The organism is Streptomyces sp. SID14515 (genome assembly GCF_010548505.1).
Lineage (GTDB): Bacteria > Actinomycetota > Actinomycetes > Streptomycetales > Streptomycetaceae > Streptomyces > Streptomyces caviscabies.
This window is the reverse complement of record NZ_JAAGMH010000082.1, coordinates 1-25,736: the sequence shown is the minus strand read 5'-3', so window position 1 is coordinate 25,736 and position 25,736 is coordinate 1. Positions and strand designations below refer to the sequence as shown.

The window sequence follows — 25,736 nt, the reverse complement described above, 5'->3', positions numbered from 1 at the left end:
CCGGGAGGTGCCGGGTGAAAAGATGCCCTCAATCGCCGGGCGGGCTTGAGGTGGCCGGACGGGCTCGAAGTGGCCCGGCGGGCTCGAAGTAGCCGGGCGGGCTGAAAACCGTTACCGCCCGACCTCCTTCGTCACCAGCATCACCGCTTCCTCCACGTCGTCCGTCACGTGGAAGAGCAGCAGGTCCTTCTCCGAGGCCTTGCCGCCGGCCACCACCGTGTCGCGGAGCCAGTCGATCAGGCCGCCCCAGTAGGCGGTGCCGAACAGGACGATCGGGAAGCGGGTGACCTTGCCCGTCTGGACGAGGGTCAGGGCCTCGAAGAGTTCGTCCAGGGTGCCCAGGCCGCCGGGCAGGACCACGAAGCCCTGGGCGTACTTCACGAACATCGTCTTGCGGACGAAGAAGTAGCGGAAGTTGACCCCGATGTCGACGTGCGGGTTGAGACCCGACTCGAAGGGCAGCTCGATGCCCAGGCCGACCGAGACGCCCTTCGCCTCCCGGGCGCCCTTGTTGGCGGCCTCCATCGCGCCAGGGCCGCCGCCGGTGATCACCGCGAATCCGGCGTCGACCAGCGCCTTGCCGATCGCCACGCCGGCCTCGTACTCCGGCGATCCGGCCGGGGTGCGGGCCGAGCCGAAGACGCTGATCGCGCTCGGCAGTTCGGCGAGCGCGCCGAAGCCCTCGACGAACTCCGACTGGATCCGCATCACCCGCCAGGGGTCGGTGTGCACCCACTCGGAGTCGCCCTCGGAGTCCAGCAGCCGCTGGTCGGTCGTGCCGGGCTGGACCTGCTCCCTGCGGCGCAGGACCGGGCCCAGCCACTGTTCCTCGGGGCTGACCGCGCCCTCGGGAATCTCCGCACCCTCAGGGATCCGTGCGTCCTCGGCGTTGCCCATGTTCCGCTCCCTCCACCGACCCGCGTCGTGCTGGGTCGTGTCGTACTGCGTACGGCCAGCGTAGATCGGCGGAGGTTACGTACGGGGGAATGCCGGGCGTCCACCGGTCAGCCGGTCGGCTCCTCGGCCGGCCAGCCGGTCAGCCGGTCAGCCGGTCAGCCGGTCAGCCAGGAGCGCAGTCGCGTCTCGCAGTGGGTGATCTTCTCTACCGCCACGTGCTCGTCGCGCTTGTGGGCGTACATCGGGTCGCCGGGGCCGTAGTTCACCGCGGGGACGCCGAGGCCGCCGAAGCGGGAGACGTCCGTCCAGCCGAACTTGGGCCGGGCGGTGCCGCCCACCGCCGCCATGAAGGCCTTCGCCGCGGGGTGGGAGAGGCCGGGCATGGCCGCGCCGGAGTGGTCGTCGACGACGAACTCGGCGACCCCGCAGTCGGCGAAGACCTCGCGGACGTGGGCGATCGCCTCGTCCTCGGTGCGGTCGGGGGCGTAGCGGTAGTTGACGACGACCGTGCAGGCGTCCGGGATGACGTTGGTGGCGACGCCGCCCTCGATGCCCACCGCGTTGAGGCCCTCGTGGTATTCAAGGCCGTCGATGACCGGGCGGCGCGGCTCGTACGCGGCGAGGGCGGCCAGGATCGGGGCCGCGGCGTGGACGGCGTTGGAGCCCATCCAGCTGCGCGCGGAGTGGGCCCGCTCGCCCGTCGTCCGCAGGTGGACCCGGAGCGTGCCCTGGCAGCCGCCCTCGACCTCGCCGTCGGAGGGCTCCAGGAGGACGGCGAAGTCTCCGGCGAGCCACTCGGGGTGGGCGTCGGCGATGTGGCCGAGGCCGTTGAGGTGCGCGGCGACCTCTTCGTTGTCGTAGAAGATGAAGGTCAGGTCGCGGTTGGGCTCGGGCACCGTCGCGGCGATCCGGAGCTGGACGGCGACGCCGGACTTCATGTCGGAGGTCCCGCAGCCCCAGAGGATCCCGTTCGCGTCGAGGCGGGAGGGGACGTTGTCGGCGATCGGCACGGTGTCGATGTGCCCGGCGAGGACGACGCGCTCGGCGCGGCCCAGGTCCGTGCGGGCGACGACGTTGTTGCCGTGACGGTCGACGGTGAGGTGGGGCAGGGCGCGCAGGGCCGATTCGATCGCGTCGGCGAGGGCCTTCTCCTCCCCGCTGACCGAGGGGAAGTCGACGAGCCGGGCGGTGAGCGCCGGTCCGTCCAGAGTGAGGTCAAGGGCGGGGTCAAGGGTGCTGTCGGCCATGGACCCGACCCTAAGCGACAGGGGTATCGGCCCCGGCCGGGCCCTCCAGTACGGTGGGCCCGTGCCCCGGACAGCCAGCCCCGCCCGTCGCAGCCGCCTCTTCCGATTCGCGGCCGCCTTCGCCGTGCTCGCGGCGCTGGGCGGTTATGTGGCCGTGCAGTACTCCTCCTCCGGGTCGAAGAACCCGCCGCGCTGCGTCGTGGAGGCCACCGACGAGGACGGCGCGGTGTCGCACACGTACGAGATGAGCCTGGCCCAGGCGGTGAACGCGGCGACGATCTCCGCGGTCGGCACCACCCGGGGCATGCCCGAGCGGGCGGTGACGATCGCGCTGGCCACCGCGCTCCAGGAGTCCACGCTCCGCAACATCGACTACGGGGACCGGGACTCGCTGGGGCTGTTCCAGCAGCGCCCGTCGCAGGGCTGGGGCACGCCCGAGCAGCTCATGGACCCGGTCTACTCCGCCGGTGAGTTCTACGACCATCTCGCCGAGGTTCCGGGCTACTCGCGGCTGCCGCTGACCGTGGCCGCGCAGCGCGTGCAGCGCAGCGGTTTCCCGCAGGCGTACGCGAAGCACGAGCCGGACGCCGCGCTGCTGGCCGCCGCGCTGACCGGGCGCAAGCCGGCCTCGCTGAACTGCACCCCGTCGACGGCCACGGCGGACGGTCCGGGGGACGCCGGGCAGGTGCGGGCCGAGCTGGTGCGCGCCTTCGGCAAGGACGTGCTGCCCGGCACGGTGGCCGCCGGCTCCGCCGCCGCGTCGACCGTCTCGGTGCCCGTCCGGGCGACCGCGACACGCTCCGAGGACAAGGCGTCGCCGCGGCGCGGCTGGGAGCTGGCGCACTGGGCGGTGGCGCAGTCCGAGGCGCTGCGGATCGAGCGCGTGAGCTACGCGAACCGGGTCTGGGACGCCGGTACGGGCTGGCGGACGGAACGCGCGAAGGGCATGAAAACGGGCACGTCCGCGGTCAAGATCAGGGTCGTTCAGTAGTACGATCCGTCACCCGTTCGGACCTTGCGGGCCTCGGTCCGGGGCCCCTTTCGCACCACTTCTCACGGCCTCGCCGGCCTGCTCCGATTCCCTTGCCGTGCAAGGGAAGTGACGGTTCATCGGACTCCGGCGGTATGGATTGTTTGCCCGGGTTCTTCCGCTGCGGATTATCGGACGCATTACTCAGCCTTTACCTTTGCCCACCGCAACCTTCCCCTCCCCCGAAGCGGTTGATCAGTGCGTCCGATCACCGGACAGACGGATTCGTGCACAACCCGCTGAAGGAGCATCATGTCCCTCCCCCTGACCCGTCGGATCGCTCGTGCCGCGCTGCTGATCGCCGCAGGCGCAGCCCCCGTGGTCGGTGCGGCCGGCGCCGCGAGCGCCGCAGATCTCCCGGCGACCCCGGACCTGGGCGGCCTGACTGCGCTGGACGGCGCCGGGCTCGGCAACACCGTGGACAGCGCCGCCCAGCAGGGCACCCAGGCGGCCGGCGAGACCGGTGGCCGGCTCGTCGGCACGGCGCTCCCGGCCGCGGGCCAGACCGTCGGCAAGTCCGCCGCGGTGGCCGTCCCGGCCGCTCAGGAGACCGCCGGCCAGACCGCGGGCAACGCGGGCCAGGCCGTGGGCGGCGTGGCCGACGCCGCCGGTGGCGGTCTGCCCACCGACGCGCTCGGCGGCGGTCTGCCCACGGACGCCATCGGTGGCGGTCTGCCCACCGACTCCCTCACCCAGGGCGGCCTGCCGCTGGGTGGTCTGCCGATCGGCGGCTGATCCGCCGCCGCACCAGGAACGCGCCGAGGGGCCTCGGGAGTGCGCACTCCCGAGGCCCCTCGGCGCGTTGTGCCGCCGCACGGCGGCGACCCGGTCAGGACAGGCGCTTGACCGCCGCCGCCACCCGCTCGTCGGTCGCGGTGAACGCCACCCGGACGAAGCTCGCGCCCGCCGGGCCGTAGAAGTCGCCGGGCGCTACCAGGATGCCCCGCTCCGCGAGGTACGCCACGGTGTCCCAGCACGGCTCGTCGCGGGTCGCCCAGAGGTAGAGGCTCGCCTCGCTGTGCTCGATCCGGAAGCCGTGGGCCTCCAGGGCCGCGCGCAGGGCGAGGCGCCGGTCCGCGTAACGGGCACGCTGCTCGGACACGTGTACGTCGTCGCCGAGGGCGGCGACCGTGGCCGCCTGGACGGGGGCGGCCGTCATCATTCCGCCGTGCTTGCGGATCAGCAGCAGCTCGCCGAGGACGGCCGCGTCGCCCGCGATGAAGGCGGCCCGGTAGCCGGCCAGGTTGGAGCGCTTGGAGAGCGAGTGGACGGCGACGACGCCGTCGTAGTGCCCGCCGCAGACGTCCGGGTGGAGCACCGAGACCGGCTCGGCGTCCCAGCCCAGCTCCAGGTAGCACTCGTCGCTGAAGATCAGGACGTCGTGCTCGCGCGCCCAGGCGACGATCCGGGTCAGCTCGTCCTTGGACAGCACCTTCCCGGTCGGGTTGGACGGGGAGTTGAGCCAGAGCAGCTTCAGCCCCGCCGGGTCCAGCTCGGTCGGGTCGTCGTAGGCGACGGGCTCCGCACCGCAGAGCCGGGCGCCGACCTCGTACGTCGGGTAGGCGAGCCGGGGGTAGGCCACCTTGTCGCCGGTGCCGAGCCCGAGCTGCGTCGGCAGCCAGGCCACCAGCTCCTTGGAGCCGACGACCGGCAGCACGTTGGCGTGGGTCACGCCGACCGCGCCCAGGCGGCGCTCCACCCAGCCGGTGAGCGCGTCCCGCAGGGCCTCGGTCCCCCACACCGTGGGATAGCCGGGGCTGTCCGCCGCGTCGACCAGCGCCCGCTGGATCAGCTCGGGGACCGGGTCGACCGGGGTGCCGACGGAGAGGTCCACGATGCCGTCCGGGTGGGCCTGGGCCGTCGACTTGTAGGGCGCGAGCCTGTCCCAGGGGAAGACCGGGAGGCGGGAGGAGACTGCGGACACGGGACTCTGCTTTCTCAGGTTGCTCAGGCCGTTCCCGGCCGTACGGGGAAACGCCTCGGTCCCGCACGGTGACAAGCCGTACGGGACCGGGCTGCGCACGTGGTGCCGCTGCCGCTTACTGGTTCTGCGGCGGCAGTGCGGCGACGAACGCGTGGTCGCGCTCGATGAGGCCGAGCTTGGACGCACCACCCGGGGAGCCGAGGTCGTCGAAGAACTCGACGTTCGCCTTGTAGTAGTCCTTCCACTCCTCCGGAGTGTCGTCCTCGTAGAAGATGGCCTCGACCGGGCAGACCGGCTCACAGGCTCCGCAGTCGACGCATTCGTCCGGGTGGATGTACAAGGACCGCTGGCCCTCGTAGATGCAGTCGACGGGGCACTCTTCGATGCAGGCCTTGTCCTTCACGTCGACACAAGGCTGCGCGATGACGTAGGTCACGCTGTCGTTCCTCCTCGGTAGGGCGTTGGCTCTCGCGCGGGAGCGCGGCGTCGTCGATGCCCGCCCCTAGTATCTCCGTTCTCGGGCACGATCCGAACAGGAGGGGCGGAGAGAGCTGTGGAATTCACCATCGGCGGACGGCTGGAAGTCCGTATCACCCCCGCTGACGTGGGCAAACGCGTGTCCGTGCGGCGCCGGGCGGACGGCGGCGGCACGGGCGTGGAGTTCACCGACACGGTCGGGGTGCTCACATCATGGGACCACGGTGTGCTCTCGATCACACGAAAGAGCGGGGAGTCCGTCCACATCGTGGAATCCGCGCTGGTCGCGGGCAAGGTCGTGCCCGCCGCGCCGGCCCGTCGGCGGGGCCCCGCCGCCTCCTTCGAGGAGCTGGCCGCGGTCACCGCGCGCGCCTGGCAGCCGGTGGAGAGCGAGCCGCTGGGCGACTGGCGGCTGCGCGCCGCCGGGGGCTTCACCCGGCGCGCCAACTCCGCGCTGCCGCTCGGCGATCCGGGTCTGCCGCTCGGCGAGGCGCTCGGGCGGGTCCGCGACTGGTACGAGGAGCGGGGTCTGCCCGCGTACGTCCAGACGGCGACCGGGGCCGAGGGCGCGCAGGAGATCCTGTGCGCGGAGCTGGAGCGGCACGGCTGGCGGCGCGAGGTCTCGGCGGAGGTGCGGATCGCCGCGCTGGCGCCGGTCGGTGACGTGGACACGGACATCGCGGCGGTCCGGCTGAGCCGTACGCCGGACGAGGCCTGGCTCGCCCGCTACCAGCGCTTCTCGACGCCGGGTCCGCATGTGCTGCGGGTGCTGGGCAGCGGCCCTTCGGTCTGGTTCGCCACGGTCCCCGGGGACTCCGCCGCGCCGGCCGCGATCGGGCGGTGCGTCGTGGACGGGCGGTGGGCCGGCTTCATGGCCGTCGAGGTCGACCCGGAGCAGCGGCGGCGCGGGCTGGCCACCACCGTGATGACCGCGCTGGCCCGCCGGGCGCTGGACGAGGGCGCCTCGGCGGCCTGGCTCCAGGTGGAGGAGGGCAATGAAGGGGCGCGGGCGCTGTACGACGGCATGGGCTTCGCGGCCCACCACCGCTACCACCACTACCGCTCGGCGTGAGGCGCCACGCGGTGGGCCGCCGGGACGTGGATCGGAAGGACGCCGTGGGTCACGGGGACGCCCCGGGTCGGAGGAACAAGGGCATGGGTCGCATATGAGCGCGCTGGATTCCGGGACGGCCGAGCGGCGGCGGCAGTTCGCCGAGGAGGCCCGGTCCGAGCGGCCTGACCTCGCCCTGCTCTGTCTGCTGCTGGGCGCGGAGGCCGGACCGGTGGGCCCGGCCGAGGTCCGCCCGGTGGTTCCGGGGGAGGCCGATCCCGACCCGTACGGCATCGACGCCGCGCAGATCGAGCTGGACCGGCTGGCGGGGCTGCTGCCCTACGGTTCCCGCTCCCCCGCCGGCTGGGCCTCGGCGCTGGCCGAACTGCTCGGCGAACGCTGCGGGTTCGGCGGCTCGTCGGTGGACTACCAGCGGCTGGACTCCTCGCTGCTCCAGCAGGTGCTGCGCCGCCGCCGGGGTCTGCCGATCCTGCTGTCGGTCGTCTGGATCGAGGTCGCCAGGCGGGCGGGCGCTCCGGTGTACGGGGTGGCGCTGCCCGGCCATTTCGTCGTCGGCTTCGGCGATCCGGAGCGCTCGGTGCTGGCCGATCCGTTCGCCGGGGGCGCGCCGCTGACCGGGCAGGACGCGGAGTTGCTGGTCACGGGGGCGACCGGGGCGGCACTGGAGCCGTCGATGATGGCGCCCGCGCGGCCGCTGGAGATCGTGCTGCGGATCCTGAACAACGTACGGGCGTGGGCGGCGGCCCGGCCCGAGCGCACGGACGTGGCCCTGTGGGCGGTGGAGCTGTCGCTGCTGCTGCCCTCGCATCCGGCGAGGCTCCGCTACGAACACGCCCAGCTCCTCGTCCAGCGCGGTGAATTCCTGCGCGGGGCGGCGGAGATGGAGGAATATGCGGAAGTCCTCGACGGAATCGAGCCGACGACGGCCGAGAACATCCGGCGCAAGGCCCACGCCGCACGCGCCCTGCTGAACTGAACCGGCCCTCCGGCGGGCAATCCGCGAAATCCGTCCCGCACCGGCCGTCCGAACGCCCTTGTGGTGGCGAGACGGATGGGTCCGTGGGCGATGTGCGCTCCCGTTTTACATCCGAACGCCCCCTTCCGCGCCCAACGGACGCGCTTTTCGGCCCGTTCGTCCGCGTACGCGAATGCCCATGCGCTCAACTGGAAACCCGTCACCGGATGCGTACAGCCCGTCGCATTCCGCGTCCGGCGGGCCGGAAGAGAAACCTGAGGGCAGATCGATGACAACCGTGCTGTTGGTCCACACCGTGCCGTTGTGGCGCGCATCGCTGGCCTCGCTCCTCGGCACGGGGCGGGGCATAGAGGTCCGCACCGCCGAACACGGGGCGATACGCGCCGCGCTGAGCGGGCCCGGGCCCGACGTGCTCCTCACCGACCTCGACTGTCCGGGCGCACTCGACGTCCTGGACGAGGTGCGGACGATGACCGCACCGCACGGCGGACCCTGTTTTCCGCTCGCCGTGCTCACCCGCAGCGACCGGCCGCGCGGGCTGCGGCGGGCGTACGAGGCGGGGGCGCTCGGCTACATCGACAAGTACCGCCCGGTGGACGACCTGTCCGAGGTGATGCACAAACTGGCCGACGGCGGACGGCATATCGACGAGTCGCTCGCCTTCAGCCTGCTTCAGGTGGCCGACATGCCGTTATCGCCGCGGGAATTGAGTGTGCTCTCGATGGCCGAAGGGGGTGAGACCGTGGCCGGCATCGCCGCTCGACTGCACCTGACGCAGGGGACGGTCCGCAATTATCTGGCCGCCGCCATACGGAAGTCCGGGGCGCGCAATCGGCTCGACGCGATCAGACGGGCGAAGGAGGCGGGGTGGATCTGATGCCGCGCTCCTTGCCCTGGTCCATGCCACGCTCCTTGCCGTGCCCTGTTTTCAGCCCTTCGGGTGCTGTCGGCGCTGCCGGCTCCTCCCGGTCCCAGAGACCGGCCAGGTCCCGGTAGAGGGCGCTGCAGCGCAGGAGTTCGGCGGGGGTGCCGCACCGGGTGCGCGGGCCGTCCATCACCAGGGTCCGTTCGGCGCGGTGGGCCGAGCTGAGCCGGTGGGCGACGACGACCAGCGCTCCCGGCAGGGCGGCGAACGCCAGCTCGGCGCGGGTCTCGGCGGCCGGGTCGAGCCGGCTGGTGGCCTCGTCGAGGATCAGCAGCGGCGGGGCGGCGAGGTAGGCCCGGCCCAGGGCGACGAGCTGCCGTTCGCCCTGGGAGAGCCGGTCCGGTTCGAGCACCGCGTCCAGGGAGCCGAGCCGGGAGAGCAGCGCGTCCAGGCCGAGCGCGTCGGCCATGGCCGCGATCTCCCGGTCGCGGGCGTCGGGCCGGAGATAGCGGAGGTTGTCCCGCAGCGAGCCGCTGAACACATAGGCGTGCTGGGGCAGCAGGACGCGTACGGAGGTGGCGTCGGCCGGGCGCACCGGCCGCCCCCGCCACCGCACCGCTCCCCCGGTGGGCCGCTCGGTCCCGGCGAGGACGGCGGCCAGGGTCGACTTGCCGCTGCCGCTCGGGCCGACGACCGCGAGGTGCTCGCCCGCCCCGATCGTCAGGGAGAGCCGGTCCAGGACGGGGTGGGCGCCGGGCCCGTACGCGAAGGTGACCTCGTGGAGCTCGGCGACCGGGGTTCCGCGCGGTGGCGGTGCGGCGGCCCGGGCGGGCGGGGGCGGGTCGTCGGCGGGCGGGGGCGGGGCGTCCGTGAACCGGTCCAGGACCACGACGAGCCGGCCCCCGACCGTGCCCAGCATGGTCATCAGCGCCTGGACGGCGGGGGCGAGGGCCTGGGTGAGGTAGGTCAGCGCGCCGACCAGCGCGCCCGGGGTGAGCCCGTTCCGCAGCAGCCAGGGCGCCGCCAGGAGCAGCAGGAGCGGGGGGAACCGGCCGCAGACGGCGAGTGCCAGCACCCTTACGGCCGACCAGCGGGCCAGCGAACGGGAGGCGGCGAGCTGGGCCCCGGCGAGGGTCCGGGACTCGGCCACCGTCCGCCCGGCGGTCCCGGCGGCGGCGATGTCGCGTACGGAGGCGGCGAGCCGGCCCGCGTGGGCGGCGTACGCCTCGTCGGCGGCGAGGTAGTCGCGCTGGCGGGCGGCCATCGGCCGCAGGGTGCCGAGGAACAGGGCGGCTCCCAGGGCCAGTGGGGGCAGCACGATCAGGAGGAGGGCGGGCGAGAGGGCCAGCAGGCCGGTGACGGCCCCGGCGGCCGTGAACACGAACGAGCGCAGCGTCAGGACGAGTCCGGCCCAGCCGTCGCGGGCGATCTCACTCTGATGGGTGACCTGCGACAGGGACCGGGTGCTGACGTCGCCGGCCGGGTGGGCGAGCGCGCCGGTCATCGCCCGTGACACGGCGCGCCGGACCAGTCCGTCGCGCAGCGGCTCCACCAGGTCCGCGAGCCGCCCGAACACACCGCGCGCGGCGAGCACGGCGGGCAGCACGGCGACGGCGGCGACGGCCAGCCAGAGGAGACCGGTCAGCGGGCGGGCGGCGAGGAACCCGTCGTCGAGCGCGCGGGCGACGCCGTATCCGCTGAGGAAGGTCTGCGCGAACTCCAGCAGGGACCAGCCGGCCAGCCGCAGGACCACGCCGGTACGCGCCCGCAGGAAGGGGCGCGCCTCGCGGGCGACCCGGCGGAGCGGGGCGTCGTGCTGGGAGTCGCATTGGGAGTCGCGTGGGGTGTCTCGTGGAGGGCGCGCCTCGCGCGGGGCGTCGTGCTGAGGGCGTGCGTCGCGTTCAGGGCCTGCCTCGCGCGACGCGTCAGGTCGGGAGCGTGCTTCGTCGTCCGTCATCGGGTCTCCGCTCCGGCCCGCTCCAGCTGCTCGCCCGGTGGGGCGCTGCTGAAGACCGCGCGGTACTCCGGGTCGGCCCACAGCTCGTCGTGGTGGCCCGTCGCGCGGAGCCGGCCGCCCTCCAGCCAGGCGACCCGGTCCGCCCGCGCGGCCGAGGAGAGCCGGTGGGCGACGATGATCCGGGTGCAGCGGCCGGCCCGGGCGTCCAGGGCGCGCCGGACGTGGTGCTCGGTCACGGTGTCGAGGCTGGACAGTGCGTCGTCGAGGATCATCAGGCGGCCCGGGTGGGCGAACGCGCGGGCCAGGCCGAGGCGTTGGCGTTCGCCGCCGGAGAGCGGGGCGTCGGCGACCGGGGTCGCGTAGCCGTACGGGAGCAGCGCGAGGAACCCGTCGGCGCGGGCCGCGCGGGCGGCTTCGCGTACGGCTTCGGGCGACGCGGTCCACGGCCCGTAGGCGATCGTGTCCTCGACGGTGACCCCGGGAAGGGCGGGGCGGGCGAAGGCGTACGCCACCTCGCGGCGCAGCCGGGCCGGTTCCATGGCGTCCATCGGCACGCCGTCCAGCAGCACGCTGCCGGTGTCCGGGTCGAGCAGCCGTCCGGCGACCGCGGCGAGCACCGACTTGCCGGAGCCGGAGCGCCCGACGACGGCCAGGGACGTGCCGCCGGGGACGGTGAGGTGGACGCCGGTCAGCAGCGGGCCGCCGTCCTGTTCGACGCCGACGTCCCGGAGTTCGAGGTGTCCGGGGGCGTCGGGCGCCGGGCCCAGGCCGCGGTGCGGCAGCGGGGCGAGGGTGAGGAGGGGGTCGAGGCTCCGGGCGGCGGCGCGGCTGCGGGCCAGGGAGCCGAGCGCGCCGGTGAGGGCGCCGATGCCGACGGCGAGGCTCGCGTAGCGGGAGGCGGCGACCAGGTCGCCGACGCCGATCGCGCCCGCGTCGAGCCGGAGTCCGGCGACCGCGAGGACCAGCAGCATGAGCAGGGGCAGCAGGAGTCCGCTGCGGCCGACGGCCCGCCCGTACACCGCCCAGGTACGTCTGCCGTGTTCGGCGAGGGCGGTCAGGGGTTCCAGGACGCGGCGGTGTTCGCGGGCGCCGGTGCGGGCGGCGCGGATGGTGTCGGCTCCGTCCAGGGCCTCGGTGAGCTGGTGGGCGATGAGCGACTGGGCGCGCTGGTAGTCGGCCCCGGCGTCGGCGGTCCGGCGGGTGAAGGTGCGCAGCAGCGCGACGAGGAGGGGTGCGCCCAGGAGGAGCGCGGCGGCCGTCCACACGTCGATGAGGAGGAGGCCGACGATCGCGCCGAGCGGGAGCAGGACGCCCGCGACGGCTCCGGCGGCGGTGACGGGCGCGGAGGCGGCGTCGGCGGTGCGGGCGGTGAGCCGGGCGGTGAGGTCGCCGGTGGGCAGCGCGAGGGCGCGGCGGGGTTCGGCGGCCAGGAGCCGGGCGGCGGTGCGGGTGCGCAGCGATGCGGTGAGCCGGGCGGTGGTGGTCGTGCCGGTCACGGCGGCCGCCGCGTCGAACCCCGTCTCGGCGAGGGTCAGGGCGGCGCAGAGCAGCAGCCAGGACCAGGGCACGGGGCCGCCGGAGACGAGCCGGTCGACGGTGTGGCCGAGGGCGGCGGGCAGGGCGAGGGCGGCGAGCGCCCCGCCGGTGGAGCAGAGGAGGAGCCCGAGGAGGGCGGCCGGGTGGAGCCGTGAGAGCCGCCGGGCGCCGGCGGCGGACGCCGTGCCCGGGCGTGGGTGCAGACGCACGTGGTCGCCTTTCCTGTTCCTGCGGGCACGTGGCCGGCCGGCCCGCCGGTGAGGATCACCGACGGGCCGGCCGGTGCGGGTCACGGGGTGCAGAGGACCACGCTGAGCGAGCTGTACTCACAGACCAGCAGCGAGACCTGGCTGCCCGTGGCGAGCTCGCCGAAGGAGTCCTCGGCCGGGGTGTCCATCGCCTGAAGGTCGAGAAGCGCCATGATGTGTCCTTTCGGGGACGTTTGGTGGTGCTTGGGCGGTGGTGCTAGAACGACCCCGGGTGGGGCCGGTCCGACGACCCCTGGAGGGGCCGGTTCTTGGGGCCGCTCGCGCGGCCGGGGTGCGCCGCCGGAGCGGCGGGCGGGACAGGAAGTCCGGCGGGCAGGAAGGGCAGTCCGGTGGACCGCCCGGACGCGGCGCCCAGGGCGAGGAGCGCGCCTGCGGTCCCGGTGGCCAGGTCCATCGACAGGCGCATCAACTGCTCGCCGGGGAACGCGATTCCGTCTCCGTACGCCACGGCGTGGCTGCCCAGCAGCTCGGTGTGGCGGGCGACCGCGCGCTCCCGGTCGGGCGCGTCGCACAGCGGGGTGGCCGCGAGGTGCAGCAGGAGTCCGGCCGAGCCGCGGAGCAGTCCGGGCTGGACGTAGAAGGCGGAGCGGGCGGCCGGCAGGAGGGCGCGGCCCGCCGCTTCGAGCGCGGGGTCCGGGCGGTGGGCGAGGTAGGCGTCGATGACGGCCGCGATGCCGGCGCTGCCCGAACCGAGGTACGGCATCAGCCGCTTGCCCTCGACGACGAGGAGTTCGCCCTCGTCCCCGGCCCGGCACCGCTCCACGTCGCGGCGCAGGGCGGTGGCCGCCAGGCCGAGCAGGGCGGCGTCGCCGGTGGTCGCGTACCGCCGTATCAGCAGCAGGGCGATGCCGCTCGCGCCGTGCAGCAGTCCGGTGCGCGGTGACGGCGGACCGTCGACGAGCGCGCGGACGGCGAGGGCGGTGCAGCGGGCCGCGGCGGCGGACAGTGCCGGGGCGTCGGCGGCGCGGGCGGAGCGGGCCAGGTCGTCGAGGGCGAGGCCGATGCCCGCGTACCCGTTGTGGAGGCCGGGCGCGAGGCCCTCCAGGGGCTGGTCGAGGATGATCCGGAGGAGGTCGGCGGCCTCGTCGGTGCGGCCGATCCGGTGCAGGGTCCAGGCGATGCCGGTGAGTCCGTCGTAGAAGCCGAGCGGGCTGCCGGACGCCGGGTCCTTGGCGTGCCGCAGGAGCCAGTCCTCGGCCGGTCCGCACGGCGGGGCGCCCGTCTCGTGGAGGGCGTAGAGCACGCCGGCCGCGCCGTACGCGAAGGACTGGCCGCCGGTGGCCGTGGCGAACTGGGCGATGTCCCCGGGGAAACATCGGTCCTCGCGCTCCGGTGTGCAGGAGGCGGCGATGGCCCGGACCATCGCGTCACGGCTGCGCGGCCAGTCACCGAGGTCGGGAACGGAAGCGGAGACGGGGCCGGGGCCGGGAGCACGTACAGGACCAGGTGCAGGTGCAGGTTCGGAAGCGGATGCGGGGGCGGAAGCGCGAACCGAAGCCCGGGCGGCGGGCTCCCCTGCGCCACGGCCAGCCCCCGGGTCACGACCCGCCCCCATGTCGCGCAGGATCTCCGCGACCGCCGGCCGCAGCGCCTCCTCGGTGACCGGGAAGACGCGGGCGATGTCCCGCGCGAGCCCGGCGGCCTTTGTGCGGTCGATGCCGAACAGCGTGGTGAGCGGCAGGTACAGGGCGAGCCGCAGACAGGCGAGTGCGTAGCGGTCGATGTCGGCGCCGCGCCGGTCGGGCGGGGCGACGAAGGCCGGGTTGGCGACGATCTGGCGGCGGCGTTCGGCGGCCGGGGAGGCGGCCTCGAAGTCGAGGAGGACGATCCGCGAGGCCTCCTCGTCGACCATGACATTGCTCATGTGCAGATCGCTGATGACGATGCCCCGGGCGTGCACGGCCTCGACGGCGCGCTCGACCTGCCCGTACAACTCCTCGGCCCAGGCGGCGTGTTCGGCGAGCAGTTCGGCCGACGGGTGCTGCCGGGCGAGCGGGAAGCGGCGGGCGAAGACGGTGTTGAGGGTGGTGCCGGGGATGTACTGGAGGACCAGGAAGTGATGGTCGCCGACCTCGAACACGTCCCGGACGGCCGGTACGCAGTCCAGCCCGGCCAGTTGCTCCAGCGCGGCCCTCTCCCGCTCCAGCCGGGCCACGGCGTCCGCCCCGTCGGCGGCCAGACCGGCGTACGGCCGGGCCTCCTTGAGGACGACCTGCTCGCCGGTACGGGTGTCGCGGCCGAGGTAGACCCCGCCGCCGTTGGAGAAGTGCAGCGCCTTCTCGACGGTGTACGGGAGGTCCGCGAGGCCCACGGCGGCGCGGGCCTCCAGGTGCGGCATGAGGAAGCCGGGCGGGGTCACCCAGGAGGGCACACGGAAGGCCGGGCCCCGGTCGTCGGGGACGAGCCGGCCCCGCGGATCGGCGACGGCGGGCACGGGCCGCCCGTCCGGACCGGAGCAGAAGCGGGCGGCGAACGCTCCGTACCGGGTGTGCACGGGACCGTTCCCGCACCGCAGGTCGCTCAGGATGTACGGGCCGTGCTCGCCGTCGAGGAGCCCCATCAGGGCGGTGCACACCTCGGGGAACGCCTCGTCGGACGGCGGGTAGACGGTGATGAACTTCCCGCTGCCCGCCCGGTCCGCGTACTTGGCGTTCCGCAGGGCCAACAGCCCCGGGTTCGGTATGCACTTGAAGGCCAGCCGGTGTTCCAGGCAGTGAGCGAGGACCCGGTCGAGCACACAGGCCGCGTTGTCGAGGGCGGCCGAGACATGGATCTTCCAGCCCTGGGGCGGCAGGCGCAGCCCGTCGGGGCTGTACGAGAGCCAGTCGCCGCGCCGGGAGCGGGTCCACCCCCGGGGTGCGGAGCCACGGACGGCCGCGTAGAACGAGCTCTCCTCGTCGACGGCTCCGTCCGGTCCGAGGGAGCGGTGGGGCGCGTCGTAGAAGCGGCGGTCCGCCTGGCAGTACGCGGCGTACTCCGGATTCACGCACGGTCCCCTCGCTCGGTTCTTTCGCGGCGAGAGAGAAATTGTCACAACGACGAGGGGTGCCCATAGTCACGGTTGTCACGACTCGTACATGCGCACACATGCGCACCGGGCATGCGGAGCGCACCGTGTACCGATGCGCTTTGGCCGGCCGCCCAGCTGTGGACGGGTACGGGCCGGGGGCGTACGAGGGCGCGCGCGGGGCGCTCCCGCCTCGCCCTCAGCCCGCTCCGTGCACCAGCACGTCCCCCGACTCCGTACGGAAATAGAGCACGGAGCGGCCCGCCCGGCGGCGGCGCACCAGCCCGGCGTCCAGCAGGATCCGCAGATGGCGGCCGACCGAGCCCAGCCCCTGGCCGGTCAGCGCGACGAGCTGCGTCGTGCTGAGCGGGGAGGCCAGCAGCACCAGGACGGCCGCCCGCGCCGGGCCGATCAGCGCGCCCAGGGCCGCGGGCGCGGGAACGCGCCCGGTCTCGGCGAGCGCGCCGGAGCACGGGTACACCAGCCCGTACCGGTACGGAATGTCCCAGCAGACCCAGCACTGGTAGGGGGTGACGGGGATGAACAGCAGTTGTGCGCGGCCCAGTTCACGGGGCGGGTTGTCGTAGGTGTTGATCTGGAGCCGACTGTCGCCCAGCCAACGGACGCCGGGCCGCATGCCGTTCAACGCCTCGGCCCACCCGCCGCTCCCCAACTGTGCGGCGCGGGCGATCACATCGGCCTCCAGGATCCGCCGCCGCCTCGGCCAGTCGGGCAGCACGGTGTGCGTCCAGACCCACTCCACGACGTCGGCGGCGCGCTCGGCCAGGTCGTTCCGGTCCAGCGCGGCGGGCAGCGGCCCGCGCAGCGCCTCGGCCAGCTCGGCGCGGGCCCGGTCGGGCGGGGTGGCCCGGATCCGCGCGACCTCCTCGGCGAAGGAGGGCGGGGCCTGGCCGGGCGGGGCGGGGACGGGCGCGGGGACGAGGAAGTCGGCGGTCCAGCGGGGCGCGAGGGCGGAGCGGATCACCAGCGCGGAGACCGGCTCTTCGGCTGTCCGCCGCCGGTACGCGGGCAGATGGGTCTCCAGCCAGGCGCGCTCCCCCGGGTGCGCGGCGGTGGCCCGCTCCAGGACCATCAGGCTCGCGACGGTCTCCGCGAGCGGCGAGACGACGAACCGGCTGTTCGCGAGCGTGTCCGCACCCACCTGCCACCAGCCCACACGCCCCACCGCCCCGTCGTTCGCCGCCTGCCGCCCGCCCCGCGCTTTCGCGTCCGCGCGAAACAGTAACGGTCCCGGCGGCGGCCTCCGGAGACTCCGCATCATGCGCACCTACCGCGAACTGTTCCGGACCCCGGAGTTCACCCCCTTCTTCGCGGCCGTCTCCGTGCAGACGGCCGCCCAGACCGCGACCGGCCTGGCGCTGGGCACCCTCGTCTACGCGCGGACCGGCTCGCCGCTGCTGTCGGCGCTGGCGATGTTCGGCCCGTCGCTGGCCCACGTCGCCGGGGCGCTCACCCTGCTGTCGGCGGCGGACCGGCTGCCGCCGCGCGCCGCGCTGACCGCGCTGGCCCTGCTCTCCGCGGTGGCCACCTGCGTCCAGGCCGCGCCCGGACTGCCGTTGTGGGCCGCGTTCGCCGTCCTGCTGGTGGTGGGCGCGGTCGCGTCACCGGGCGGCGGCGTACGGTACGGGCTGCTCAACGAGATCGTTCCGCGCGAGGGATTCCTGCTCGGCCGCTCCGTGCTCAACATGACGGGCGGCGCGATGCAGATCTGCGGGTTCGCGGTGGGCGGGCTGCTGGTGGCGGTGTTCTCGGCGCGCGGCACCCTGCTGATCGGGGCGGCCCTGTACGCGGTCGCGGCGGCCGTGACCCGGTTCGGGCTGACCGCCCGGCCGCCCCGGGCCACCGGCCACCCCTCGATCCGGGAGACCCACCGGACGAACGCGTTGCTCTGGTCGTCCACACCGCGCCGGTACGTGTTCCTGGCGCTGTGGGTGCCCAACGGGCTCGTCGTCGGCTGCGAGTCGCTGTACGTGGCGTACGCGCCCGGGCACGCCGGGCTCCTCTTCGCCGGCGGGGCCCTGGGGATGCTGGCCGGGGACACGCTGGTCGGGCGGTTCGTCGCGGCACGATGGCGGGCCCGGCTGGGGGCTCCGCTCAGGCTGCTGCTGGCCGCGCCCTACCTCCTCTTCGCGCTGCGGCCGGGGCTGCCCCTCGCGCTGGCGGTGGTGGTCCTGGCGAGCGTGGGCTTCGCCGCGAGTCTGCTGCTCCAGGAACGGCTGATGGCCCTCACCCCACAGGAGCTCAGCGGCCAGGCGCTCGGGCTGAGCAGCTCGGGCATGCTCGCGATGCAGGGGGTGGGGGCGGCCGTGGCGGGCGGCATCGCCCAGCTGACCTCCCCCGCGACGGGCATGGCGGCGGTCGCGGGGCTCTCGGTGGCGGTGACGCTGGCGCTGGCCCCGGGGCTGCGTGATCGTACCGACGCCGACGGGGGCAGACTGCTCGGAGCGAACGGATCACCGCGAGCTTCCCGTACACCCCGCACCGCACACCCCGCACCGGAAGAGACCACATGAGCGACAACGCCAGGCCCAGCCAGAAGGAAGCCATGCTCTCCGGCGAGCTGTACATCGCCGACGACCCCGAGCTGGCGGCGGAGGCACTGCACGCGGCCGTACTGAGCGAGCGCTACAACGCCACCTCGGCCGCCGACCCCGAGGCCCGGCGCGCCGTCCTGGCCGAACTCCTCGGCGAGGTGGGCGAGGGCGTGGAGGTACGGCCGCCGCTGCGGGTCGACTACGGCTACCAGACCACCATCGGCCCCCGGACGTTCATCAACTTCGGCGCGGTCCTCCTGGACGTCGCCCGCATCACCATCGGCGCGGACGTCCAGATGGGCCCGAACGTCCAGCTGCTCACCCCGACCCACCCCGTCGACCCGGAGCCGCGCCGCGCCAAGTGGGAGGCCGCGCAGCCGATCACCATCGGCGACAACGTGTGGCTGGGCGGCGGTGTGATCGTCTGCCCCGGGGTGACCATCGGCGAGAACACGGTGGTCGGCGCGGGGGCGGTCGTGACGAAGGACCTGCCCGCGAACGTGGTGGCGGTCGGCAACCCGGCCCGGGTGATCCGGAAGATCGGCGAGCCGGAGGCGTGACCCCTCGGCGCTCCGCACACCCGTGACCCCTCGTGCGTCACGCCGCCCGCCAGGCGTCCGTGACGCACGAGACCTCGAAGTGCCACCAGCCCTCGTCCCGGCCGCGGGCCAGCAGCGCCTTGAGCCCGCGCAGATCCGCACCGCCGGGCACGGTCAGGGCGACCAGCGGGAACTCGGCGCTGAACACCTCGCCCGTGAGCCCGAAGGCGGCGAGCCGCTCGTGCACGGCCCGTGCGTCGCGCCCGAGCGGGCCGTCCGGCACCGGCAGCACCCGCACCGTGCAGTTGCCCGACTCCGCCACCCGGCCGGCGGCCCAGTGCACCCCGTCGTCGTCCGTCCGGAACCGTACGGTCTCGCCCTCGGCGACCCCGTCCTGGAGGAAGGGCACATTGTCCACCCGCGCGGTGTCCGGGCCGAGCCGCGTCGCCCACAACCCCTCGGTGTCGTACGGCGGCCGGCCCTCGCGCGGGACGCAGCGGAACCAGACCTTGATCTGCTCGGCTTCGCGAGGAGGGCGCTGCGGACCGGCGGGGGAACTCATGGCCCCATGGTCCCCCGCGTGCGGCGCGCCCGCCTGTCCACGACGACGATCACCGCGACGCGCACCACGACGACCAGGCACGACATCAGCTTCTGAAGCCAAGGGGCGCAGCCGCCGCGCCGGAACGGTCAATTTGCCGACACACAACGCCAGTTGTTGGATCCAGCGGCATCTTCTGAGGCTCCTGATGCACACCTCTTGACGCGTACAGGCCTACCGGGGAAACATCACCGTAACGAGAGAGCGCTCTCCCAGCGCCTCCCCCCAAGGCTCTCTCGTCCGTTCGTCGTGCACACGTACCACGACCCAGGAGACGTTCCCCATGCATGCTCCCCCCACCGCACCACGCACCCGCCGCCGCACCCGGGCCCTCGGATTCGCCGCGCTCGCCGTGGCGATGCTCATGTCCGTACCCACCGCGCAGACCGCCTTCGGCGAGGAGGCCCAGGCGGTGCCGGGCGGCGGCGACCTCGGCCCCAACGTCCATGTCTTCGACCCGTCCACGCCCGACATCCAGGGCAAGGTCGACGAGATCTTCAAGAAGCAGGAGTCGGCGCAGTTCGGCAGCGACCGCTACGCGCTGATGTTCAAGCCGGGCACGTACGACAACATCAACGCGCAGATCGGTTTCTACACGCAGATCGCCGGTCTCGGGCTCAACCCGAACGACACCACGTTCAACGGTGATGTCACCGTGGACGCGGGCTGGTTCGACGGCAACGCCACGCAGAACTTCTGGCGTTCGGCGGAGAACCTGACGCTGAACCCGGTCTCCGGCACCAACCGCTGGGCGGTCTCGCAGGCGGCTCCGTTCCGCCGGATGCACGTCAAGGGCGGGCTCAACCTCGCGCCCGACGGATACGGCTGGGCCAGCGGCGGCTACATCGCCGACAGCAAGATCGACGGCGAGGTCGGACCGTACTCGCAGCAGCAGTGGTACACCCGCGACAGCTCCGTGGGCGGCTGGGGCAACGGCGTCTGGAACATGACGTTCTCGGGCGTCGAGGGCGCACCGGCCAACAGCTTCCCGGAGCCTCCGTACACCACCCTCGACACCACCCCGATCTCGCGCGAGAAGCCGTTCCTCTACCTCGACGGCGACGACTACAAGGTCTTCGTGCCGGAGAAGCGTGAGAACGCGCGCGGCGTCTCGTGGGCCGACGGCACACCGGCCGGCGAGTCGATCCCGCTGGACCAGTTCTACGTCGTGAAGGAGGGCGCTGACGCGGCCACCATCAACGCGGCCGTGGAGCAGGGCCTGCATCTGCTCTTCACGCCCGGCGTCTACCACGTCGACGAGACGATCAACATCAACCGCGCGGACACCGTGGCCCTCGGCCTCGGCCTGGCCACGATCATCCCGGACAACGGGGTGACCGCGATCAAGGTCGGTGACGTGGACGGCGTGAAGCTCGCGGGCCTCCTGGTCGACGCGGGCCCGGTGAACTCCGAGACGCTGATCGAGGTCGGCCCGGAGAACGCCTCGGCGGACCACTCGGCGAACCCGACGTCGCTGCAGGACGTGTTCGTGCGGATCGGCGGCGCGGGCCCCGGCAAGGCGACCACGAGCATCGTGGTGAACAGCGACGACACGATCATCGACCACACCTGGGTGTGGCGTGCGGACCACGGTGAGGGCTGGGGCTGGGAGACCAACCGGGCCGATTACGGCGTCCGCGTCAACGGCGACGACGTCCTGGCGACCGGGCTGTTCGTGGAGCACTTCAACAAGTACGACGTGGAGTGGTACGGCGAGCGCGGCCGGACGATCTTCTTCCAGAACGAGAAGGCCTACGACGCCCCGAACCAGGAGGCGATCCAGAACGGCGACACCAAGGGCTATGCCGCCTACCGCGTCGACGACTCGGTGGAACAGCACGAGGGCTGGGGCATGGGCAGCTACTGCTACTACAACGTCGACCCGACGATCATCCAGGGCCATGGCTTCAAGGCCCCGGTGAAGCCCGGCGTGAAGTTCCACAGCCTGATCGTCGTCTCGCTCGGCGGCAACGGCCAGTACGAGCACGTGATCAACGACGTCGGATCCCCCACATCCGGCCCGGACACGATCCCCTCGCAGGTCGTGAACTTCCCGTAGTCCCGGACCCGGAGACGTACGGGAGAGGTACGGGAGCGGGGCCCGGCTGCTGGTGAGCGCCGGGCCCCGCTCCGCTGTCCGGCGGCGGGCCCTCAGGTGCGCCCGTACCGGATGGTGTGGTCGGCGAACTCCAGCGCCATCTCGGTGGTGACCGTGGGCCGGGTGCGGCTGATGGTGCGCAGGAAGTCCTCGGTCGTGGGGTACACGCGGGTGCCCGTGTCCAGGGTGCGCTCGAAGACGGCCTGGGCGACGGTCCGGGCGGCCTGCTTGATGTCGGCGGGCGTGAACCCCTCGCTGGCGTCGGCGAGCAGGGCGGTGTCCGCCTCCGCGCCGGTACGGGCGAGATAGCTGGCCCAGAGCGCGGTGCGGGCCTCGTGGTCGGGCGGCCCGACGGGCAGGACGTAGTCGAACCGGCCGTGGCGCAGGAACGCGGGGTCCAGCGCGGCGACGGTGTTGGTGGCGCAGATCAGCAGCCGCCCGTCGCGGTCACGGAACCGCACGATGGACTTGAGCAGCTCGTTGACCACGCCCACGGACACCGGATCGGCGAGATTGCGCGCCCCCGCGACCTCCTCGACCTCGTCGATGAACACCAGGACATGGTCGAGCTGGGCGATCTCCTCGAAGCGGCGGCCGAGCCCGTTGGCCAGGCCGTCCTCCAGGGCGAGCCGGGAGGGGAACAGCTCGACGAACGGCCAGCCGAGCCGGCTGGCGACGGCCTGCGCGAAGGTGCTCTTGCCGGTGCCGGGCGGGCCGAACAGCACGACGGCCTGCGGCGGCTCCACCCCGTGCTCGTCGGCGATCTCGGGATGGGCCAGCGGCAGCACGATCCGCCGCTCGACGAGCCCCTTCTCCTCCGCCATCCCGGCGAGCCGCTCCCAGAGCCCGGCGGGCGGTACGGTCGCGCCGAGCGAGGCCAGCACCGCGGACCCCTCGGCCGTCACCGACTGGACCTTCTCGAAGTACGTGAGCCCCCGGTGCACCCGGAACCCGGAGTTCCCGAGCGCGGTGGCGCCGGTCTCGTCCTCGGGCAGCACCGCGGCCACGAGCACCGCCCCGGCCCCCTGCAACCGGTGCTCCAGCGCGGACAGCAACGCGGTGCCCAGCCCCAGATTCCGCCAGGCGGGATGCAGGGCGATCCGCAGCACCCACGCCCGCTCGCCGTCGACCCGCCCCACGGCGGCCCCGACGAGATGCCCGTCCGCCACGGCCACCACCCCGGGGTTCTGGCCCTGGAGCGCGGCGACGACCTCCGACAGCCGGAACACGGCGGGCTGCCCGGTGGTCCCGCTCTCCCCGTCGAGCCGCACGACGGCTTCGAGGTCCTCCGGCACGAAGTCCCGCACATGCCACACGGCCATGATCCGGCCCAGCCCAGCTGTCGACGGTCCCCGTCTGCCTCCGCCCCTCCTTCCATGATGGAACGCGCGGGCCCGGACCGCCTGCCGACGGCCCGGGCCCGCGCGTTCGCCGGCTAGCCGTGCAGCGCCACCGCCCCGCGCGCCGGGACCGTGGCCGTCGCCGTGCCGTCGTCGGCGACCGTGACCTCGTTGCCGTCGCAGGCGTCCGGGGCGGCGGCGACCACGTTGCAGTACGTGCCCGCCGGCAGCGTCGTCGTGAAGGTGCGGGTCAGTTCCGCGTCGCCGTTGTTGATGGCGACGAAGCCCTTGCCCGCACGGGCGAAGGCGAGGGCGGAGGAGCCGTCGTCCCACCAGTCGGTCAGCTCCGCGCCCGCCGTGGCGTTGTGGAAGCCGACCATGCCGGTGACCTCCTGCTGGGCGTGGACGCAGGTCCAGGCGTCGGAACCGCAGTCCGCAGCACCGCCGTTCGGCGGGCCCGCGTCCTTGTCGGACCAGGTGTAGCCGGAGAAGACGTTCGGCGATCCGTAGGGCGAGGCGAGCATGAAGACGTTGGCCAGGGTGTAGGCCGCGCCGTCCTTGTAGGTGAGGGTGGAGCCGTTGCGCTCGGTGTCCCAGTTGTCGACGAACGTACGGGCCGAGGCTCCGGGCAGTTTGCCGTCGGCGATCGACTTCAGGCCGGACAGGCCGCCGCCCTGGAAGGCGGACTTGAGGTGGCCGCCGTAACGGAACTCGTCGACGTCGCCGATCGAGGTGTACTCCTCCGGCTGGACCGCCTCTCCCCCGCCGTGGATGACCTCGGTGACCCAGAAGCCGGGGTCGTCCATCTTGCCCTTGATCGCGGCGACGTCGTCGGCGGACATGTGCTTGGCGGCGTCGACGCGGAAGCCGTCGACGCCCAGCGAGCGGAGGTCGGAGAGATAGCCGGCGATCGTCGTGCGTACGGCGTCGCTGCCGGTGTCCAGGTCGGCGAGGCCGACCAGTTCGCAGTTCTGGACGTCGTCGCGGTCGCCGTAGTTCGCGATGTCCTTGCGGCAGCCGTGGAAGTCCTGGTCCTGGAAGGTGCCGGGGTAGTCGTACTTGGTGTACGACGTGCCGCCCGTCCCGGTGCCGGACCCGGCGGCCATGTGGTTGATCACGGCGTCCGCGACCACCTTGACCCCGGCGGTGTGACAGCTCTCCACCATCGCGGCGAAGGAGTCCCGGTCACCGAGGCGTCCGGCGATCTTGTAGCTGACGGGCTGGTACGAGGTCCACCACTGATCGCCCTGGATGTGCTCGGTGGCGGGCGAGACCTCGACATAGCCGTAGCCGGCCGGGCCCAGGGTGTCGGTGCAGGCGGCGGCGACCGCGTCGTACTTCCACTCGAAGAGGGTGGCGGTGACGGTCTTCTCGCCCGGTGGGGTCGCCTGGGAGGACCAGGGGGCGAGGACCGCGAGGCCACCGGCGGCGAGCAGGCCCGCCAGGGTTGCGCGTGCGGCGCGGGAACTCAATTGCGGCTCCTTCGGTCGCGGGTACGGGGCGTTCGCCCGGACCCGGCGTGGGCAGCCACGCGCCTGGCTGCCGTGGGGGGAGTTCGGAGCCTGCCCGTCCGGCGATGGACACGTCAAGGTGCATGCAACGGTTTCCAGATTGTTTCTGAAAGTTCTTACGAGGTGGGGAAGTCGGGGAGGCCGGCCCGGATCCCGGCCGGCCGCCGACGACTCCGCCCCCGGCCGGAGACGTTCCCGGGCGGGGGCGGAGGGGTGGAGCGGGTGAAGCGCGGGTGTCCGTGCCGGGGCGTCAGCCCTGGCCGGTCAGGTCGATGGTGACCGTGCGCTCGGCCGGGGTCTTCCCGGCCAGGGCGGTCTTCATCGCCTGGGCCACGTCGTCCGGGCCGACCTGGTGCTTCTTGCCGTCGCCCTTGACGGCCATGATGCCGTCGAAGACGCCGTCCAGGAGCGTGTCGATCGCCTTCTTGTCGTAGACGTCGACCAGCCGGCCGTCCACGGCCTTCATGGAGAGGATCTGCGGCAGCGACCGGGCCGGGCCGAACTGGATCTGCTTGGGTCCGGCCTTGATGGTGATCAGACCGGACATCGCGGGCTCGGCGAACTCCCTCATCGCCCGGTCCAGTTCGGCCTTGGTGATGGTGGGTTCGCTGGTGGTGACGGGGAGTTCGACCAGCCGGTCCTGCCCGGTCTGCACCTGGGCGCGGTAGGCGTCCCGGACCGAGATCAGGGACTGGCCGGCGTCCAGCGTCTTGCCCGGCTTGCCCGGCACCGCCACGGCCTTGTTCGGCTCGAAGCGGATCGTGCCGTCGCTGGCGGAGCCGGAGGCGCCCGCCAGGTCGGTCAGCGCCACGCCGAGCTTCTCCTCGTCGACCGGGATCACCGGGTCGGCGGGGCGCTCCCCGCCGAACAGCGAGCCGATCACCGAGACGGGGTTGTAGTCGCTGCCCGCCGCGCCGCGCACGGTCTCCTGGCTGTCCAGGGTGAGACCGGCCTTTGCCGGGTCGAGCTGCTCCTCCTTGCCGTCCACCGACAGCTGGAGCGGCTTCTTGGCCCGCTCGCCGAGGGCGGCGTCGAGCTTGGCGACCGCCTCCTCCTTCGTGCCGCCGCCGATGTCGACGCCGAGCACCGTGGTGCCCTTGGGGACCTCGGCGTGGTTCAGCAGGAGGCCCGCTCCGTACGCGATGCCGAGCAGCACGACCGCGGCCACCCCGAGCAGGACCAGCTTGGAGCGGCCCTTCTTCGCGGGGGCCGGGGCCGCCGCGGACTGCTGGGCCGGACGCGTGGCGGCGGGACCGGGCGTGGGAACACCGGGTCCGCCCGGACCGCCGGGGCCACCGGGCCCGCCCGTCACCGGGCCGCCGGGGGTGCCCGGACCGCCCGGGAACGGGGTGCGGGGCTCGCTGGGCACCACGGGGATGCCGCTGGTCAGCGTGTCGCCCGAGACATGGCCGCCGGGGCCGGGCTCGGGCGCCGGGGCCTGCGGCGTGAGGATCGCGGTGTCGTCGGACATCCGGGGCGGTACGCCGCCGGGGACGCCCGGGACCATCGGGCCGGGGCCGCCGAGGCCCGGGACGCCGTCGAGGTTCGGGGTAAGCGAGGAGGTGCCGGTGACCGGTCCCGTGGTGGGGCCGGACGGACCGGGCGTACGCACCCCGGGGCCGGGGGTGGAACGCGGGCCTCCGCCGGGGCCGGAGGGCTCGGCTCCGTAGGCGTCGAGCGCGCTGCGGCCGGGACCGCCCGGAGCGCCGCCGGACTGCGGGGCGTCCGAGAAGTAGGGCAGGTCGGGACGCGAGCGACCCTCGTCGCCGCCGGACGCACCGGGACCGCCGGAGCCGGTGGGGCTGCCCGCACCGGGACCGCCGGGACCGCCGAGG

Annotated in this window: 21 protein-coding genes; 8 read left to right on the top strand and 13 right to left on the bottom strand. The window is 73.6% G+C overall.

What is annotated here, in order from left to right; genetic code table 11:
- Window positions 1-111: 111 nt before the first annotated feature.
- Window positions 112-897: a TIGR00730 family Rossman fold protein gene (locus G3I54_RS17800; protein WP_164615845.1), complete on the bottom strand. Its 786-nt coding sequence runs from the start codon at window positions 895-897 to the stop codon at window positions 112-114.
- Window positions 898-1,052: 155 nt separating this feature from the next.
- Window positions 1,053-2,144 carry a succinyl-diaminopimelate desuccinylase gene (gene dapE / locus G3I54_RS17795; protein ID WP_164615844.1) on the bottom strand — a complete coding sequence of 364 codons (1,092 nt, stop codon included), beginning with the start codon at window positions 2,142-2,144 and terminating at the stop codon, window positions 1,053-1,055.
- 61 nt (window positions 2,145-2,205) lie between these two features.
- Here dapE and G3I54_RS17790 point away from each other — a divergent pair, with 61 nt between their 5' ends.
- Both G3I54_RS17790 and G3I54_RS17785 read left to right on the top strand, forming a co-directional pair.
- The gene (locus G3I54_RS17790; protein WP_343240355.1) at window positions 2,206-3,135 is read left to right on the top strand and encodes a hypothetical protein; all 930 of its coding nucleotides are present in this window, start codon (window positions 2,206-2,208) and stop codon (window positions 3,133-3,135) included.
- 291 nt (window positions 3,136-3,426) lie between these two features.
- A complete protein-coding gene (locus G3I54_RS17785; RefSeq protein WP_164615843.1) occupies window positions 3,427-3,909 on the top strand; it encodes an ATP-binding protein in 483 nt (160 codons plus the stop codon).
- A gap of 94 nt (window positions 3,910-4,003) precedes the next feature.
- Here the strand turns inward: G3I54_RS17785 and dapC are convergent, their stop codons facing one another.
- A complete protein-coding gene (gene dapC / locus G3I54_RS17780) occupies window positions 4,004-5,098 on the bottom strand; it encodes a succinyldiaminopimelate transaminase (RefSeq protein WP_164615842.1) in 1,095 nt (364 codons plus the stop codon).
- A 115-nt stretch (window positions 5,099-5,213) separates the two neighbouring features.
- Window positions 5,214-5,534 carry a ferredoxin gene (gene fdxA, locus G3I54_RS17775; RefSeq protein ID WP_065490770.1) on the bottom strand — a complete coding sequence of 107 codons (321 nt, stop codon included), beginning with the start codon at window positions 5,532-5,534 and terminating at the stop codon, window positions 5,214-5,216.
- A gap of 117 nt (window positions 5,535-5,651) precedes the next feature.
- Between fdxA and G3I54_RS17770 the strand changes: the two genes are divergently transcribed.
- The 3 genes from G3I54_RS17770 to G3I54_RS17760 all read left to right on the top strand — a co-directional run bounded on the left by G3I54_RS17770 (window position 5,652) and on the right by G3I54_RS17760 (window position 8,500).
- A complete protein-coding gene (locus tag G3I54_RS17770; RefSeq protein ID WP_164615841.1) occupies window positions 5,652-6,647 on the top strand; it encodes a GNAT family N-acetyltransferase in 996 nt (331 codons plus the stop codon).
- Window positions 6,648-6,741: 94 nt separating this feature from the next.
- Window positions 6,742-7,623, top strand: coding sequence for a transglutaminase-like domain-containing protein (locus G3I54_RS17765; protein ID WP_164615840.1), 882 nt, complete (start codon window positions 6,742-6,744; stop codon window positions 7,621-7,623).
- A gap of 268 nt (window positions 7,624-7,891) precedes the next feature.
- On the top strand, window positions 7,892-8,500 hold the full coding sequence (locus G3I54_RS17760; protein WP_164615839.1) for a response regulator transcription factor: 609 nt from the start codon (window positions 7,892-7,894) through the stop codon (window positions 8,498-8,500).
- Here the strand turns inward: G3I54_RS17760 and G3I54_RS17755 are convergent.
- The 5 genes from G3I54_RS17755 to G3I54_RS17735 all read right to left on the bottom strand — a co-directional run bounded on the left by G3I54_RS17755 (window position 8,469) and on the right by G3I54_RS17735 (window position 16,434).
- Window positions 8,469-10,445, bottom strand: a complete 1,977-nt coding sequence (locus G3I54_RS17755) for an ABC transporter ATP-binding protein (RefSeq protein WP_164615838.1) — start codon at window positions 10,443-10,445, stop codon at window positions 8,469-8,471. The two genes, G3I54_RS17760 and G3I54_RS17755, sit on opposite strands and share 32 nt — an antisense overlap.
- Window positions 10,442-12,190 carry an ABC transporter ATP-binding protein gene (locus G3I54_RS17750; RefSeq protein WP_164615837.1) on the bottom strand — a complete coding sequence of 583 codons (1,749 nt, stop codon included), beginning with the start codon at window positions 12,188-12,190 and terminating at the stop codon, window positions 10,442-10,444. The genes G3I54_RS17755 and G3I54_RS17750 overlap by 4 nt, the downstream gene beginning before the upstream one ends.
- Before the next feature lie 80 nt (window positions 12,191-12,270).
- Window positions 12,271-12,402, bottom strand: coding sequence for a SapB/AmfS family lanthipeptide (locus tag G3I54_RS17745; RefSeq protein WP_003966507.1), 132 nt, complete (start codon window positions 12,400-12,402; stop codon window positions 12,271-12,273).
- A 44-nt stretch (window positions 12,403-12,446) separates the two neighbouring features.
- Window positions 12,447-15,236: a class III lanthionine synthetase LanKC gene (gene lanKC, locus G3I54_RS17740; protein ID WP_164615836.1), complete on the bottom strand. Its 2,790-nt coding sequence runs from the start codon at window positions 15,234-15,236 to the stop codon at window positions 12,447-12,449.
- Between the two features lie 220 nt (window positions 15,237-15,456).
- Window positions 15,457-16,434, bottom strand: a complete 978-nt coding sequence (locus G3I54_RS17735; protein ID WP_164615835.1) for a winged helix-turn-helix domain-containing protein — start codon at window positions 16,432-16,434, stop codon at window positions 15,457-15,459.
- A gap of 103 nt (window positions 16,435-16,537) precedes the next feature.
- Between G3I54_RS17735 and G3I54_RS17730 the strand changes: the two genes are divergently transcribed.
- On the top strand, window positions 16,538-17,791 hold the full coding sequence (locus G3I54_RS17730) for an MFS transporter (protein WP_164615834.1): 1,254 nt from the start codon (window positions 16,538-16,540) through the stop codon (window positions 17,789-17,791).
- Window positions 17,788-18,372: a sugar O-acetyltransferase gene (locus G3I54_RS17725; protein ID WP_164615833.1), complete on the top strand. Its 585-nt coding sequence runs from the start codon at window positions 17,788-17,790 to the stop codon at window positions 18,370-18,372. Before G3I54_RS17730 ends, G3I54_RS17725 begins: the two co-directional genes overlap by 4 nt.
- A 37-nt stretch (window positions 18,373-18,409) precedes the next feature.
- On the opposite strand, the gene G3I54_RS17720 is transcribed toward G3I54_RS17725, so the two are convergent.
- Entirely contained in the window at window positions 18,410-18,913 is a 504-nt protein-coding gene (locus tag G3I54_RS17720) for a DUF4265 domain-containing protein (RefSeq protein ID WP_164615832.1), read from the bottom strand.
- Window positions 18,914-19,235: 322 nt separating this feature from the next.
- On the opposite strand from G3I54_RS17720, the gene G3I54_RS17715 reads away from it, so the two are divergent.
- On the top strand, window positions 19,236-21,011 hold the full coding sequence (locus G3I54_RS17715; protein ID WP_164615831.1) for a coagulation factor 5/8 type domain-containing protein: 1,776 nt from the start codon (window positions 19,236-19,238) through the stop codon (window positions 21,009-21,011).
- 92 nt (window positions 21,012-21,103) lie between these two features.
- Here G3I54_RS17715 and G3I54_RS17710 read toward each other — a convergent pair whose 3' ends face one another.
- The 3 genes from G3I54_RS17710 to G3I54_RS17700 form a co-directional block, all read right to left on the bottom strand.
- Window positions 21,104-22,372: a GNAT family N-acetyltransferase gene (locus tag G3I54_RS17710; protein ID WP_164615830.1), complete on the bottom strand. Its 1,269-nt coding sequence runs from the start codon at window positions 22,370-22,372 to the stop codon at window positions 21,104-21,106.
- Between the two features lie 113 nt (window positions 22,373-22,485).
- Entirely contained in the window at window positions 22,486-23,862 is a 1,377-nt protein-coding gene (locus tag G3I54_RS17705; RefSeq protein ID WP_164615829.1) for an alpha-amylase family protein, read from the bottom strand.
- Between the two features lie 289 nt (window positions 23,863-24,151).
- The coding region (locus G3I54_RS17700; RefSeq protein WP_203686574.1) for a hypothetical protein at window positions 24,152-25,736 on the bottom strand (1,585 nt) is incomplete at its 5' end.